Source organism: Pseudomonas sp. B21-059, from assembly GCF_026016285.1.
Lineage (GTDB): Bacteria > Pseudomonadota > Gammaproteobacteria > Pseudomonadales > Pseudomonadaceae > Aquipseudomonas > Aquipseudomonas danubii.
In genome coordinates this window covers 4,459,285-4,472,730 of the sequence record NZ_CP087201.1, presented here as the reverse complement: position 1 = coordinate 4,472,730, position 13,446 = coordinate 4,459,285, and the positions used below count along the sequence as shown (strand labels likewise).

Here is a 13,446-nt window from a genome sequence, read left to right as displayed (position 1 = left end):
CCGTGTGCAGGAGTCGTCGACTAGGGTAGGGCCCGGGCCGACGCTTGCCAAGGGGCGCTGTGCGTTTGGATCAATAAGTTGTCAGTTACGGTCATTGAGCACCGGGTACTGTGCTCTTAGTCTGTGGAGCACTACCGATGGAAGACGCAGAGCTTCCACACTTTCCGTGATTGCCCGATCTGGAGTGACACCATGGCTGCCGCACCTTACCCGCACTTGCTGGCCCCCCTCGACCTGGGGTTCACCACCCTGCGCAACCGTACCCTGATGGGGTCCATGCACACCGGTCTGGAAGAGAAGCCCGGCGGTTTCGAGCGCATGGCGGCGTATTTTGCCGAGCGTGCCCGCGGCGGTGTGGGCCTGATGGTCACCGGCGGTATCGGTCCCAACGACGAGGGCGGGGTGTATTCCGGCGCCGCCAAGCTGACCACCGAGGAAGAGGCCCTCAAGCACCAGATCGTCACTCGTGCGGTGCACGAGGCGGGTGGCAAGATCTGCATGCAGATTCTCCACGCCGGGCGTTATGCCTACAGCCCCAAGCAGGTCGCCCCCAGCGCGATCCAGGCGCCGATCAACCCGTTCAAGCCCAAGGAGCTGGACGAGGAAGGCATCGAGAAGCAGATCCGCGACTTCGTCACCTGCTCGACCCTGGCCCAGAAAGCCGAGTACGACGGCGTCGAAATCATGGGCTCGGAAGGTTATTTCATTAACCAGTTCCTGGCGGCCCACACCAACCACCGTACCGACCGCTGGGGTGGCAGCTACGAAAACCGCATGCGCCTGCCGGTGGAAATCGTTCGCCGGGTGCGTGAGGCGGTCGGTCCGAACTTCATCATCATCTTCCGCCTGTCGATGCTCGACCTGGTGGAAGGCGGCAGCACCTGGGAAGAAATCGTGCAACTGGCCCAGGCCATCGAACAGGCCGGCGCCACCCTCATCAATACCGGGATCGGCTGGCACGAAGCGCGAATTCCCACCATCGCCACCAAGGTGCCTCGCGCCGCATTCAGCAAAGTCACGGCCAAGCTGCGCGGTTCGGTGAGCATTCCGCTGATCACCACCAACCGCATCAACACCCCGGAAATCGCCGAGCAGATCCTCGCCGAGGGCGATGCCGACATGGTTTCCATGGCTCGGCCGTTCCTCGCCGATCCAGACTTCGTCAATAAAGCCGCCGCCGGTCGCGCCGACGAGATCAACACCTGCATCGGCTGTAACCAGGCGTGCCTGGACCATACCTTCGGCGGCAAGCTCACCAGTTGCCTGGTCAACCCCCGTGCCTGCCACGAGACCGAGCTGAACTACCTGCCGGTCACGCAGATCAAGAAGATTGCCGTAGTGGGGGCCGGCCCGGCAGGCCTGTCCGCCGCGACCGTGGCCGCTGAACGTGGCCATCAGGTGACCCTGTTCGACTCCGCCAGCGAGATCGGTGGCCAGTTCAACATCGCCAAGCGGGTGCCGGGCAAGGAGGAGTTCTATGAAACCCTGCGTTACTTCAAGCGCAAGCTGCAGACCAGTCATGTCGAGCTGTGCCTGAACACTCGGGTGGATGTGGAGCAACTGGTGGCCGGCGGTTTTGACGAAATCATCCTGGCCACCGGTATCGCCCCGCGTGTGCCGGCGATTCCCGGGGTGGAGCATTCCAAGGTCCTGAGCTACCTGGACGTGCTGCTCGAGCGCAAGCCGGTCGGCAAGAGCGTGGCAGTGATCGGTGCCGGTGGCATTGGCTTCGACGTTTCCGAGTTCCTGGTGCACCAGGGCGTGGCCACCAGCCAGGACCGTGAAGCGTTCTGGAAGGAATGGGGCATCGATACCCAGCTCGAAGCCCGTGGTGGCGTAGCGGGAATCAAGGCTGAGCCCCATGCACCGGCCCGCCAAGTGTTCCTGCTGCAGCGCAAGAAAACCAAGGTCGGCGACGGCCTGGGCAAGACCACCGGCTGGATTCACCGCACCGGGTTGAAGAACAAGCAGGTACAGATGCTCAACAGCGTCGAGTACCTGAAGATCGACGACGCCGGTCTGCATATCCGCATTGGCGAGGCAGGAGAACCCCAGGTGCTGCCGGTCGACAACATCGTCATCTGCGCCGGTCAGGACCCGCTGCGTGAGCTGCAGGACGGCCTGCTGGCCGCCGGGCAGAATGTGCACTTGATCGGCGGCGCCGATGTGGCCGCGGAGCTCGACGCCAAGCGTGCCATCAATCAGGGCTCGCGCCTGGCGGCACAGCTGTAACGGCGTCAGCGACACGCAGCGGGCAAAGAGGCGCACTGGTAGACTGCGCCTCTTTGCATGTTGAACCTGACGCCGATGTCCTTTCCCGATTCCTTCGATTGGCTGCCCCAGGCACCGCTGCAACGGCTGGACCTGGACTGGCTGTCTCAAGCCGGGGTCGAGGTGGCGGTGCTGCGCCTGGACCTGATCGATCCGCTGATCAGCGGCAACAAGTGGTTCAAGCTGACCGGACACCTGGCAACCGCACGCCAGTGTGGTGCCGCCGGCATCATCAGCCTGGGCGGTGCCCATTCCAATCATTTGCACGCCCTGGCCGCTGCCGGTCGGCGTTTTGCCTTCCCCACGGTCGGGCTGTTGCGCGGCCATCCACAAGACACCCCGACCGTGCGCGACCTGCAGCGTTTCGGCATGCAGGTGCACTGGCTGGGTTACGCCGGTTACCGGGAGCGCCATGCCCCCGGTTTCTGGGCGCCTTGGCAGGCGCAGTACCCCGAGCTGTATCCGGTGCCCGAAGGGGGCGGTGGCCTGGCGGGGGCTTCAGGCTGCCGGCCGTTGCTACAACAGGTGCAGCAACAGTTACCGGCCTTGGGCTGGAGCGACTATCACGGTTGGTGGCTGGCCGTCGGTACTGGCACCACCCTGGCCGGGCTGGTGCTGGCGGAGGCTGGCGCGCACCCGGTGTATGGCGCACTGGCGGTGCCTGCGGATCACGGGGTGGCGCAGCAGGTTGCGGATATTTTGCAGGAGGCCGGGCTGAACAGTGGCCGTTATGAGCTGCTGGACAGCAGTCGTGGCGGTTTTGCCAAGGTCGACGCAGAGTTGCGGGAGTTCATCCAACTGAGTGAGCGATACAGCGGCTTGCCATTGGAACCGCTGTACACCGGCAAGGCCCTGCTGGCCTTGCAGGCGCAGGTCCTGGCCGGGCGCTTTGCCGCGGGTAGCCGGTTGATCTTCGTGCATACCGGCGGCTTGCAAGGCCGCCGTGGATTCGCCGATCAGGCCTGATCCGCTTTGCGCCACATGCGTTGCAGGGTGTTATCGCGCATCACGTAGTGGTGATAGAGCCCGGCCAGGGCATGCAGTCCGATCAGCCAGTAGCCGAAGGTACCCAGCAGTTCGTGCCAGCCCTGGAGTTGTTTGGCCAGGTTTTTGTCCTCTGCCACCAGCAGCGGCAGATCGAAACCGTAGAACATCACTTGATGCCCCTTGGCGCTGGTGGTCAGCCAACCGAGCAGCGGCATGGCGATCATGAACAGGTAGAGCGCCCAGTGCATGAGCGTCGCCAGCAGCCTTTGCCACTGCGGCGGGTTGGGCACGATCTTCGGTGCTACGCCCTGGGTGCGCGCGAACAGCCGCAGCCAGACCAGAACGAACACCGTCAGGCCGAGCATGAAGTGGGCTTCGACAATCAGCGTGCGAGCGCCGCTGCCCTTGGGAAAGATGCCGCGAAATTCGATACAGGCGTAAACCACCGCCAAGAGCACCAGCATCAACCAGTGCAGGGTGATCGTCATGCTGCTGTAGCGAGACTCAGTGTTTTTCCAGAGCATACGGGACATCCTCGGTCATCAGGTCTGAAGCCTCCGTTCTTGCATGACGGAGTGCTGTAACTGTAATCCGCTATCCGAGGGTTTGCCTGAGTCGACAGGGGCTTTTATCGCCCTTGCCAGGGCCCTGGCGGGGCAATGCCCGATAAAAAAACGGCGGTGCCAGGAGCGCCGCCGTTTAGTTGTGGAGCTGGGGCCTGATCAGTGGCTCTGGGGCATCTCTCCTCGGGCCAGGCGCTGGTTGATGTCGGCGATGACCTGAGGCAGATCGGCAATGGTGTCGATCATGTAGTGCGGGCGCGAAGCCTCGAACAGTTTATGGATGCGCTTGCGCTCGCTGGCCAGGGTGTCGCTGGCCAGGGCACGGAAGCCGTCATAGCTCAGGCCCAGGGCGTTGCCCGAGCAGATCAGGGCCACGGTCCACATGCCGGCGCGCCGGCCTTCGAGAATCCCTGGCACGGTGTCGTCGATCTTCACGCAGGCGGCAACATCATCGATGCCCAGGGCGATCACATTGGCCAGGGCCTGGGCCGGCCAGGGGCGACCGTTGGGCACTTCGTCGGTGGCCACTACATGGTCGGCGACGTAGCCGTTGCTGGCGGCCAGGGCCACCACCTTGTCCATCACCTGCTTGGGGTAGCCGGAGCAGGAGCCGATCTTGATGCCTTGCTCGCGCAGCTTGGCAATCACTTCCAGGGCGCCAGGAATCAGTGCCGAGTGCTCGGCGATTTTCTCGATCTGCAATGGCATGAAGCGCTCGTAGATGGCTGTGACGTCGGCATCGGTGGGCGTACGGCCGAAGACTTTGCGGTAGCGCTCGGCCACCTCCGGCAGGTCGCACAGGGTGCGGATATGGTCCCACTTACCCATGCCCATGGGGCCGCGGGCTTCTTCGATAGACACCTGCACATCGAATTCGGCAAAGGCTTCGACAAAGATCTGCGTCGGAGCGAAGGAGCCGAAGTCCACCACGGTGCCGGCCCAGTCGAGGATCGCCGCTTGCAGCTGAGAAGGGTTGCTGTAGTTCATGGTTTCAATGCCTGTGTGGGAGCGAGCTTGCTCGCGAAAAAAGGTTCGGGATCGCATCGCCTGTTTCGCGAGCAAGCTCGCTCCTGCAGGCACGGCGGGGAGTCAGATGTTCTCGACTTCCATTTCCTGCAGTACCTCGGCGATGGCGGCGACGGCGGCCTGCATGCCGCGGCGGTCGACGTGACCGATGCAGCCCACGCGGAAGGTTTCGACTTGGGTCAGCTTGCCCGGGTAGAGGATGTAGCCCTTGGCCTTGACCCGTTCATAGAAATCCTTGAACTGGTAACGCGGGTCTTGCGGGGCATGGAAGGTGACGATGATCGGCGCCTGGATTGCTTCCGGCAGAAAGCTGCGCAAGCCCAAGTTCCCCATGCCTTCCAGCAGTGTCCGACAGTTGTCGGCGTAGCGCGCATGGCGTGCCGGCAGGCCGCCTTCCTCGTTGTACTGCAGCAGGGCTTCATGTAACGCAGCGACCACGTGGGTCGGTGGGGTGAAGCGCCACTGGCCGGTCTTGGCCATGTAGCTGTGCTGGTCGTGCAAGTCCATGGCCAGGGAATGGGCGTTGCCCGCCGCCTGGGCCAGGGACTCCTTGCGGGTGAAGACAAAACCCATGCCGGGCACGCCTTCCAGGCATTTGCCGGAGGCGGCGATCAGCGCCTCGAAGGGGATTTCCCGGGCATCGATGGGCAGGGCGCCAAAGGAGCTCATGGCGTCGATGATCAGGCGTTTGCCGTGGCGGGCCACCACCTGGGCGATCTCCGGCAGCGGGTTGAGGATGCCGGTGCTGGTTTCGCAGTGGATCAGGGCCACGTGGCTGATGCGGTGGTCGGCCTGGAGCAGGCGCTCGACGTCGGCGGCGGTGGTGGGTTCGTCCTCGGCGGTTTCAAAGGTGCTGAAGTCGCGGCCGAGCACTTCGCAGATTTTCGCCAGGCGCTTGCCGTAGGCACCGTTGATCAGCACCAGGACCTTGCCGTTGCGGGGCACCAGGGTGCCGATGGCGGCTTCCACGGCAAAGGTGCCGCTGCCTTGCAGGGGGACGCAGTGGTGGCTGTCGGCGCCGTTGACGATGGCCAGCAGTTGCTGGCACAGGCTGGCTGTCAGTTGGTTGAAGCGGTCATCCCATGAACCCCAGTCCACCAGCATCGCCTGGCGGGTGCGGGCGGATGTGGTCAGGGGCCCGGGGGTAAGCAGGATTGGCTCGGCGATGCTCATGCTGTGTCCTCGAAAGTGATGGGATGAAGCTACGGGGACTAAATTGCAGTTTGCCTTGTCATCAATCAAATTGTTTGTTGTTATGCCAGCCATCAGTGAGGCCGATAGCTATGAACCTGTTTCAACTCCGCGCATTCGACGCCGTGGCCCGTGAAGGCAGCTTCACCCGGGCCGCTGGGCGGCTGTTTATCAGCCAGCCGGCGGTGACCGGGCATATCAAGGCCCTGGAAGAGCATTACCAGATCACCCTGCTGCGGCGCACTGCGCGCCGGGTGGAACTGACCGAGGAAGGCATCAAGCTGGCGGCCATCACCCGGGCCATGTTCGGCCTGGCCGAAGAGGCCCAGGCCATGCTCGAGGCCAACCGGCAATTGCTGACCGGGCGCCTGGAAGTGGCGGCGGACGGCCCGCACATGGTGATGCCGATGCTGGCCAGCCTGCGGGCGAAGTATCCGGGGGTGACGGTCAACCTGCGCCTGGGCAATGCCCAGGAAACCCTGGCGGCGCTGCTGTCGGAACACGCCGACGTGGCGGTGCTGACCGAAGTCGAGCCGCGCAAGGGCCTGCACCTGCAAAGCCTGGGTGAGTCGCGGATGTGTGCCCTGGTGCCCCAGGGGCATCCCTGGCTGGAGCTGCCCGAAGGCATTGCCATCGAACAACTGGATCAGGTGATCATGGTGCTGCGCGAACCCAGTTCCATCACCCGGCGCACCTTTGATGAGGCTTGCGTGCTGGCCAGGGTCCAGCCCCGCGTGCTGCTGGAACTGGACAGCCGCGAGGCGGTGACCGAAGCGGTGGCGGCGCAGTTGGGGGTCGGGATCGTCAGTTCAGTGGAAGTGGGGCACGACCCGCGGGTGTGCACGGTGCCGATACGTGGTGCTGGCCTGATCAACCGGCACATGCTCGGTTGCATGGAACGGCGCCGTGACCTGCGCTTGATCCAGGCGTTTTTCGCCCTGGCTCCTTGACCGCCCCGTAGGAGCTGGCTTGCCAGCGAAGAGGCCCCAGGGATCGCCTTCGCCGGCAAGCCAGACTCCTACGGTAGCGGTGCCTGGGAGATCGCCTTCGCCGGCAAGCCGGCTCCTACGGTAGTGGTGCCTGGAGATCGCTTTCGCCGGCAAGCCGGCGCCTACGGGGCGGTGGGGGAGGCCAGGCTTTCGCGTACCAGATCGAGAAAGGTCGCGACGATCCGCCGTGAACTCTGCTCGCGCAGGCACACCAGGGTTTCGGTCATGCGCCGCTGACAGTCGATGATCGGCAGGGCGCAGACCCGGGAGTCGGCGCCGAACTCCGCCGCCGAGACCACCCCCACGCCAATCCCCACCACTACCGCCTCCCGCGCCGCTTCCCGGCCTTCCACCTGGATGGTTGGGCGAATCCGCAGGCCGGCCCGATTCATTTCCTCTTCCAGGGTCTGCCGGGTTACCGAGCCGACTTCCCGCAGCACCAGGGGCGTGTCATCCAGGTCGGCCAGGCAGATGGACTGGCGATCGGCCCAGGGATGATTGCGCGAGACAAAGGCCACCATCGGGTCGTTGCGCAGGGTCAAGGACAGCAGGCGCTCGTCGTCCACCTCGCGTCCCAGCAGGGCCAGGTCGGCCTGGTAGTTGAACAGGCGCAGCAGGGATTCGTCGGTGTTGCCGGTCTCGATCTTCACATTGATCCCGGGGTACAGCTCGCAGAACCGGGCGATCTGCGGCAGCACATGCACCGGGGCATCCACCGCCAGTACCAGGCTGCCGGTCTGCAAGGCTTGGGAGTCCTGCAGCAGTTCCTTGACTTCGGCCTCCACCACGAACAGGCGCTGGGTGATGGCCAGCAGGCGTTCTCCCAGATCCGTGAGGCGTACCGAGCGTTTGTTGCGATGGAACAGGATGACGCCGAAGCGCTCTTCGAGCTTGCGCACCTGATCGGAAATCGCCGGCTGGGTGAGGAACAGGCGTTCGGCGGCCTTGGTGAAGTTGCCGTGCACGGCCACCGCATGAAAGGCCTTCAACTGTGCGTGGGAAACCGACATGGGCAGATCCTCTTACAAGCTGGACTTATATTTGAAATACGATAAATCGATTTCACTTATTAGTTGGTAATTGCTTCCATCTTTCAAGGCCGGGTGACCCGTCAGTCGACCCGTACCCGGCCCTGATGCCTGTGCGTGCACCCCCAAGTCCCGAAACAGGGAAAGCAACAGGACTCATCTGACCAGCAGTGCCTGCCTCAAGGGCTCTGCTGCAGTGCTCAACAATAAAAAACACAGGCGTTTGCTCCTCATTCTGCCGGCACACTCACCCTGAGGTCAGAACCACAATGAATAAGCACAACGGCACCATCAAACGTTGGCGCGTGCAGATTTTCGCCATCACCTGGATCGCCTACGCGGCGTTCTACTTCACCCGCAAAGCCTTTTCCGTCGCCAAACTGGGGATCGCCGACGATCCCGACTTCACTCTCGACAAGATGGCCATGGCCAACCTCGACGCCATCTACCTGGCGGCCTACGCCGTGGGCCAGTTCACCTGGGGAATCTTCGCCGACCGTTTCGGCCCGCGGGTGGTAGTGCTGGGCGGCCTGCTGATCTCCGCGGCCGCGGCCCTGGTCATGGGCAGCTTCGCCACCTTGCCGGTGTTCGCCACGTGCATGCTGATCCAGGGGCTGGCGCAGTCCACCGGCTGGTCCGGGCTGTGCAAGAACATGGGCAGTTTCTTTCCTGCCCGGGAGCGTGGCCGGGTCCTGGGGCTATGGAGTTCCTGCTACGCCTTTGGCGGGCTGGTGGCGTCGCCCTTTGCCGGCTGGTGGGCCTATACCCTGATCGGCACCTGGCATGCGGCGTTCATCTCCAGTGCCGTGGTGGTGGGGCTGACGGCGGTGCTGTTTTTTATCTTCCAGCGCAACACCCCGCAGGATGTGGGTTTGCCGGCGGTGGAGCCATTGGCGCCACAGAGTGCCGAGGAGGAGGCCGCCGAGCGCCGCCTGAGTGTCTGGGAGCCGTTGCGGGAGATCCTGCGCAATCGCACGGTGCTGGTTCTCGGCCTGTCGTACTTCCTGCTCAAACCGGCGCGCTACGCGATTCTGCTGTGGGGACCGGTGATCGTTTATGAGCAGATGCCGTCGGTGGGCAAGGTGGGGGCGGCGATCGTGCCCACCACCTTCGAGCTGGCCGGGCTGCTGGGGCCGATCATGATCGGCCTGGCCTCGGACAAGCTGTTCGGTGCCCGGCGCATGCCGGCCTGTGTCCTCAGCCTCTTGGCGCTGACGGTGTCCCTGGCGCTGTTCATGGGGGCGCTGCACACCGGCAGCGTGCTGCTGGTGATGCTGCTGCTGTTTTTCATGGGGCTGACCCTGTACGGGCCGGACTCGATGATCAGCGGCGCGGCGGCCATTGATTTCGGTTCGGCCAAGGCCGGGGCCACGGCGGCAGGCTTCGTCAATGGCTGTGGCTCGGTGGGGGCGGTACTGGGGGGCTTGTTGCCGGGCTATTTCGACACGGTGACGGTGTTCATCGTGTTTGCCGGGTGTGCCCTGGTCTCGGCGCTGTTGCTCATGCCGTTCTGGAACAGCCGACCCCATGGGGGCGAGCCGGTGCGCGGGCTCGTTCCCAATGGACCGTTGTTGATCAAGCCGTTGCGTTCCTGACTTTTCTGCCTCTTCGCCGGCAAGCCGGCTCCTACGAAGTGTTGTAGGCGCTGGCTTGCCAGCGCATCCACTTGCCGTTTTTTTTCCTGGAGACTTACCCATGCGACCTTTCTGGTTGGAACAGGCCCTGCAACAGGAAACCCTGGACCCCTGTCCGCCTCTGCAAGGCGATACCACCTGCGAGGTGGCCATTGTCGGCGGCGGCTACACCGGTTTGTGGACAGCCATCATGCTCAAGGAGCAGAACCCCGGGCTGGATGTGCTGCTGATCGAGGCGGATATCTGCGGCGCCGGTGCCAGTGGGCGCAATGGCGGCTGTGCGCTGTCCTGGTCGGCCAAGTACTTCACCCTGGAGCGTCTGTTCGGCATCGAGGAGGCGGTGCGCCTGGTCAAGGAGTCGGAGCGCAGCATCCATGCCATCGGCGCATTCTGCGAGCGTTATGGAGTGGAGGCTCACTATCGCCTCGACGGTACCTTGTACACCGCCACCAACCAGGCCCAGGTCGGCTCCACCGACGGGGTGATCGCGGCCCTGGAACGCCGGGGCATCAATTCCTTCGAGAAGCGTCCCTTGGCCGATGTGCAGCGCATGGCCGGTTCCAGCCAGCACCTGGAAGGCTGGTACTCGCCGGCCGCCGCCAGTGTGCAGCCGGGGTTGCTGGTGCGTGGCTTGCGTCGGGTGGCCTTGCAATTGGGGGTCAGAATCCATGAGCACAGCGCCATGACCGGATTGGAAGAAGGGCGCCCGGCGCTGTTGCGCACCCCTTTGGGACAGATCCGTGCCCAGCGCGTGGTGTTGGCGATGAACGCCTGGATGGCCCGGGCCTTCCCGCAGTTCGAACGCAGTGTGGCGATTGTTTCCAGTGACATGCTGATCACCGAGCCGCGTCCGCAGTTGCTGCAGCAGATCGGCTTGACCAGCGGGGTGACGGTGCTGGATTCGCGGATCTTCGTGCACTACTACCACAACACCCCGGACGGCCGGATCATGCTCGGCAAGGGCGGCAACACCTTTGCCTACGGTGGGCGCATGCTGCCGGTGTTCGACCAGCCGTCGCCCTATGCCGGGTTGCTGCACAAGAGCCTGGGGCAGTTCTTCCCGGCCTTTGCCGAGGTGCCGGTGGCTGCGACCTGGAACGGTCCGTCGGATCGCTCGGTCACCGGGTTGCCGTTCTTCGGTCAGATGAGCCGCGCTGGCAATCTCTTCTATGGGTTCGGCTATTCCGGCAGCGGCGTGGGCCCCTGTCATATGGGAGGGCAGATCCTCGCTTCCCTGGTCCAGGGCCTGGACAATCCCTGGACCCGTTCGCCCCTGGTCAACGGTCCCTTGGGTTACTTCCCCCCGGAGCCGATCCGCTACCTGGGCTCGCTCATGGTGCGCAACGCCATTCGCCGCAAGGAGCGTGCCGAGGATCATGGGCGTCGGCCGCGGCATCTGGATGTGCGTCTGGCGCGTTTCGCCGCGGCCGCCGGCAAGGCCGACAAGGGCTGAAGCCTGGCGGGGTAGGGCCGGTCGCTGACTTTTTGGTCGATCAGGGCCCTGAGGACGTATAAACTTGCCCATCGCGTCGGCCAAATCCAACTCGACGCCATAGATCAAGAGAGTGAGTAATGGGCGCACAGTGGAAGGTTAAACACAAAGAAGCGGCAGCCAACGCCAAGGGCAAGATTTTCGGCAAGCTGGTGAAAGAGATCACCATTGCCGCACGTAACGGCGCTGACGTCGCCACCAACGCCCACCTGCGGCTGGTGGTGGAGCAGGCGAAAAAGGCTTCGATGCCCCGCGAGACCCTTGAGCGCGCCATCAAGAAAGGTTCGGGCCAACTGGGCGAGACCGTGCAGTACCACCGCGTGACCTACGAAGGTTTTGCCCCGCACCAGGTGCCGCTGATCGTTGAATGCGTGACCGATAACATCAACCGCACCGTGGCGGAAATCCGTGTGGCCTTCCGCAAGGGCCAACTGGGCGCTTCGGGCTCGGTGTCCTGGGACTTCAACCACGTGGGCATGATCGAAGCCTCGCCGGACAGCCCGGACGCCGATCCGGAACTGGCCGCCATCGAAGCCGGAGCCCAGGATTTCGAGCCGGGCGAAGAGGGCGCGACCCTGTTCCTGACCGAGCCTGCGGACCTGGATGCCGTACAAAAGGCATTGCCCGAGCAAGGTTTCACCGTGTTGTCGGCCAAGCTGGGCTATCAGCCGAAGAACCCGGTGAGCGGCCTGAGCGATGAGCAGATGGCTGAAGTCGAGGCCTTCCTCGAAGGCCTGGACAACCATGACGACGTGCAGGACATGTTCGTCGGCCTGGCGGGTTAAGACCGTCATTCGCCGGCCAGCCGGCTCCTGCATACCTCTGTAGGAGCCGGCTGGCCGGCGAAGCTGTTTTAAAGCCCCGCCAATTCCTCACAGACCTGGGCAAAGTCCGGTCGTGCCAGCACCTCTGGCCGACAGCAGCGCTGCACCAGCGCCGCCAGTTTCTGCCGCTGTTCCAGGCTCAGCGAGCCATCCCCGCGCTCCAGCAATTCTTCCAGCAAGATACCGAAGGCCCGCACTTCCAGGCGTTGCAGCGCCCGGCTCTCTGGGGTGTCGTCCTTGGCATGGAAGGACGCCGCGCCAAAATCCCCCAGCAGGCAGTCGCCTTGTTCATTCCACAGGGTGTTGTGGCCGTAGAGGTCGCCGTGGGTAATGCCCTGGGCATGCAGGTGGGCGCCCACCGAAGCGATGCCGCGGGCGATTCGCAGAATCACGCCGGCACGGTAGTGCGCGTTATCCGGGTAGATATCCCGGGAGCAGGAATCCAGGCTCGGCAGCGCCGCAAGGTTGCGGTAGCTGGGGGCGATCAGTTGCATCACCAGTCCGTTCTGGCCCTGGGGATGCTCGACAATGCGGCCCTCGACCCGGATCAGGTTCGGATGCAACCCGGCACTGATACAGGCGTTCATTTCATGCAGCGGCGAGCCGTCGCTGGTCATCTCGCCCTTGTACAGCTTGACCGCCACCGCGCGCGGCGGCTGCCCGGCGGGTTGCCACTGGGCCTGGTGAATCACTCCCGAGGCGCCTTCGCCCAGGCGCTGCTCCAGGGTCAGTTCGCTCCAGGGAATGCTTGGCGTGGATGCCAGCGCCGTGGCGTCGGCTTCCGACTCCAGCGGATTGCCGGCGTAGGCCAGCCAGGTCAGGCGTGGCAGGGCCAGGAGGAACGGCGGCAGCTCGGTCAGGCGGTTGGCGGCGATCCGCAGCAGCTCCAGGTTGTGGCACTGGCCCAGGCTCTGGGGCAGGGTGGTCAGGCGGTTGCCGGCCAGCATGAGCTTTTGCAACAGCGGGCGCTTACCCAGCTCTTCGGGCAGTTCACTGATGCAGTTGTCGGTGAGGATCAGCCAGCGCAACTGCGGCGGCAGGGCGGCGGCCGGGACCCGTTCGATGCGGTTGGCCTTGAAGCCGATCATGCTCAGCTGCGCACATTGGCCGAGGCAGGCCGGTACTTCACTGAACTGGTTGTCCGAGCAGAACAGGATGCGCAGGCGGGTCAGGCGATGCAGGTCGTCGGGCAGGCTACTCAGGGCGTTGCCGCTGAGGTTGAGGATCTCCAGCGAGTCGGCGAGATCGAAGATCTCCCGGGGGAACTCGGTCAGTCCACAGGACAGGTCCAGGCGCTTGATTCCGGCCAGCTGGCCGGCCCGCAGTTGAGCAAGGGTATCCATGAACAGCGTCAGTACTCGAAAGAAGGAAAAGGGGCAGCAGAATAAAGGAGATCGGTGGGTTTTGCTGCTGGATAGGCCATTTGCCGACGGGGCCGAGG

At 64.0% G+C, this 13,446-nt stretch carries 11 protein-coding genes; 6 read left to right on the top strand and 5 right to left on the bottom strand.

From position 1 onward, the window contains the following. Positions 1-192 precede the first annotated feature (192 nt). Together LOY69_RS19680 and LOY69_RS19675 are read left to right on the top strand one after the other, a co-directional pair. Complete coding sequence (locus tag LOY69_RS19680; RefSeq protein ID WP_102881826.1) at positions 193-2,232, top strand: NADPH-dependent 2,4-dienoyl-CoA reductase; 2,040 nt, start codon at positions 193-195, stop codon at positions 2,230-2,232. Between the two features lie 75 nt (positions 2,233-2,307). Then, the gene (locus LOY69_RS19675) at positions 2,308-3,237 is read left to right on the top strand and encodes a 1-aminocyclopropane-1-carboxylate deaminase/D-cysteine desulfhydrase (protein ID WP_265074913.1); all 930 of its coding nucleotides are present in this window, start codon (positions 2,308-2,310) and stop codon (positions 3,235-3,237) included. On the opposite strand, the gene LOY69_RS19670 is transcribed toward LOY69_RS19675, so the two are convergent. The 3 genes from LOY69_RS19670 to LOY69_RS19660 all read right to left on the bottom strand — a co-directional run bounded on the left by LOY69_RS19670 (position 3,228) and on the right by LOY69_RS19660 (position 6,020). Next, on the bottom strand, positions 3,228-3,782 hold the full coding sequence (locus LOY69_RS19670) for a cytochrome b (RefSeq protein WP_265073465.1): 555 nt from the start codon (positions 3,780-3,782) through the stop codon (positions 3,228-3,230). The genes LOY69_RS19675 and LOY69_RS19670 overlap by 10 nt on opposite strands. A 198-nt stretch (positions 3,783-3,980) precedes the next feature. Beyond that, positions 3,981-4,808 carry a phosphonoacetaldehyde hydrolase gene (phnX, locus tag LOY69_RS19665; RefSeq protein ID WP_110652855.1) on the bottom strand — a complete coding sequence of 276 codons (828 nt, stop codon included), beginning with the start codon at positions 4,806-4,808 and terminating at the stop codon, positions 3,981-3,983. A gap of 102 nt (positions 4,809-4,910) precedes the next feature. After that, on the bottom strand, positions 4,911-6,020 hold the full coding sequence (locus LOY69_RS19660) for a 2-aminoethylphosphonate--pyruvate transaminase (RefSeq protein WP_265073464.1): 1,110 nt from the start codon (positions 6,018-6,020) through the stop codon (positions 4,911-4,913). A 110-nt stretch (positions 6,021-6,130) separates the two neighbouring features. Between LOY69_RS19660 and LOY69_RS19655 the strand changes: the two genes are divergently transcribed. After that, positions 6,131-6,988: a LysR substrate-binding domain-containing protein gene (locus LOY69_RS19655; RefSeq protein WP_110652853.1), complete on the top strand. Its 858-nt coding sequence runs from the start codon at positions 6,131-6,133 to the stop codon at positions 6,986-6,988. 161 nt (positions 6,989-7,149) lie between these two features. On the opposite strand, the gene LOY69_RS19650 is transcribed toward LOY69_RS19655, so the two are convergent. Next, positions 7,150-8,037 carry a LysR substrate-binding domain-containing protein gene (locus LOY69_RS19650; protein ID WP_265073463.1) on the bottom strand — a complete coding sequence of 296 codons (888 nt, stop codon included), beginning with the start codon at positions 8,035-8,037 and terminating at the stop codon, positions 7,150-7,152. 188 nt (positions 8,038-8,225) lie between these two features. Between LOY69_RS19650 and LOY69_RS19645 the strand changes: the two genes are divergently transcribed. From LOY69_RS19645 to LOY69_RS19635, 3 genes are all read left to right on the top strand, one after another. Then, positions 8,226-9,650 carry an MFS transporter gene (locus LOY69_RS19645; protein ID WP_265073462.1) on the top strand — a complete coding sequence of 475 codons (1,425 nt, stop codon included), beginning with the start codon at positions 8,226-8,228 and terminating at the stop codon, positions 9,648-9,650. A gap of 100 nt (positions 9,651-9,750) precedes the next feature. Further along, the gene (locus LOY69_RS19640; RefSeq protein WP_102881822.1) at positions 9,751-11,142 is read left to right on the top strand and encodes an FAD-dependent oxidoreductase; all 1,392 of its coding nucleotides are present in this window, start codon (positions 9,751-9,753) and stop codon (positions 11,140-11,142) included. A 119-nt stretch (positions 11,143-11,261) separates the two neighbouring features. Continuing rightward, on the top strand, positions 11,262-11,966 hold the full coding sequence (locus LOY69_RS19635) for a YebC/PmpR family DNA-binding transcriptional regulator (protein WP_060840179.1): 705 nt from the start codon (positions 11,262-11,264) through the stop codon (positions 11,964-11,966). Positions 11,967-12,034: 68 nt separating this feature from the next. On the opposite strand, the gene LOY69_RS19630 is transcribed toward LOY69_RS19635, so the two are convergent. Beyond that, a complete protein-coding gene (locus LOY69_RS19630) occupies positions 12,035-13,348 on the bottom strand; it encodes a leucine-rich repeat-containing protein kinase family protein (RefSeq protein ID WP_265073461.1) in 1,314 nt (437 codons plus the stop codon). Between the last annotated feature and the right edge of the window lie 98 nt (positions 13,349-13,446).

Coding starts and splice junctions, on each gene's coding strand:
- LOY69_RS19680 (WP_102881826.1), top strand. CDS start 193: ATGGCTGCCGCACCTTACCCGCACTTGCTGGCCCCCCTCGACCTGGGG.
- LOY69_RS19675 (WP_265074913.1), top strand. CDS start 2,308: ATGTCCTTTCCCGATTCCTTCGATTGGCTGCCCCAGGCACCGCTGCAA.
- LOY69_RS19670 (WP_265073465.1), bottom strand. CDS start 3,782: ATGCTCTGGAAAAACACTGAGTCTCGCTACAGCAGCATGACGATCACC.
- phnX (WP_110652855.1), bottom strand. CDS start 4,808: ATGAACTACAGCAACCCTTCTCAGCTGCAAGCGGCGATCCTCGACTGG.
- LOY69_RS19660 (WP_265073464.1), bottom strand. CDS start 6,020: ATGAGCATCGCCGAGCCAATCCTGCTTACCCCCGGGCCCCTGACCACA.
- LOY69_RS19655 (WP_110652853.1), top strand. CDS start 6,131: ATGAACCTGTTTCAACTCCGCGCATTCGACGCCGTGGCCCGTGAAGGC.
- LOY69_RS19650 (WP_265073463.1), bottom strand. CDS start 8,037: ATGTCGGTTTCCCACGCACAGTTGAAGGCCTTTCATGCGGTGGCCGTG.
- LOY69_RS19640 (WP_102881822.1), top strand. CDS start 9,751: ATGCGACCTTTCTGGTTGGAACAGGCCCTGCAACAGGAAACCCTGGAC.
- LOY69_RS19635 (WP_060840179.1), top strand. CDS start 11,262: ATGGGCGCACAGTGGAAGGTTAAACACAAAGAAGCGGCAGCCAACGCC.
- LOY69_RS19630 (WP_265073461.1), bottom strand. CDS start 13,348: ATGGATACCCTTGCTCAACTGCGGGCCGGCCAGCTGGCCGGAATCAAG.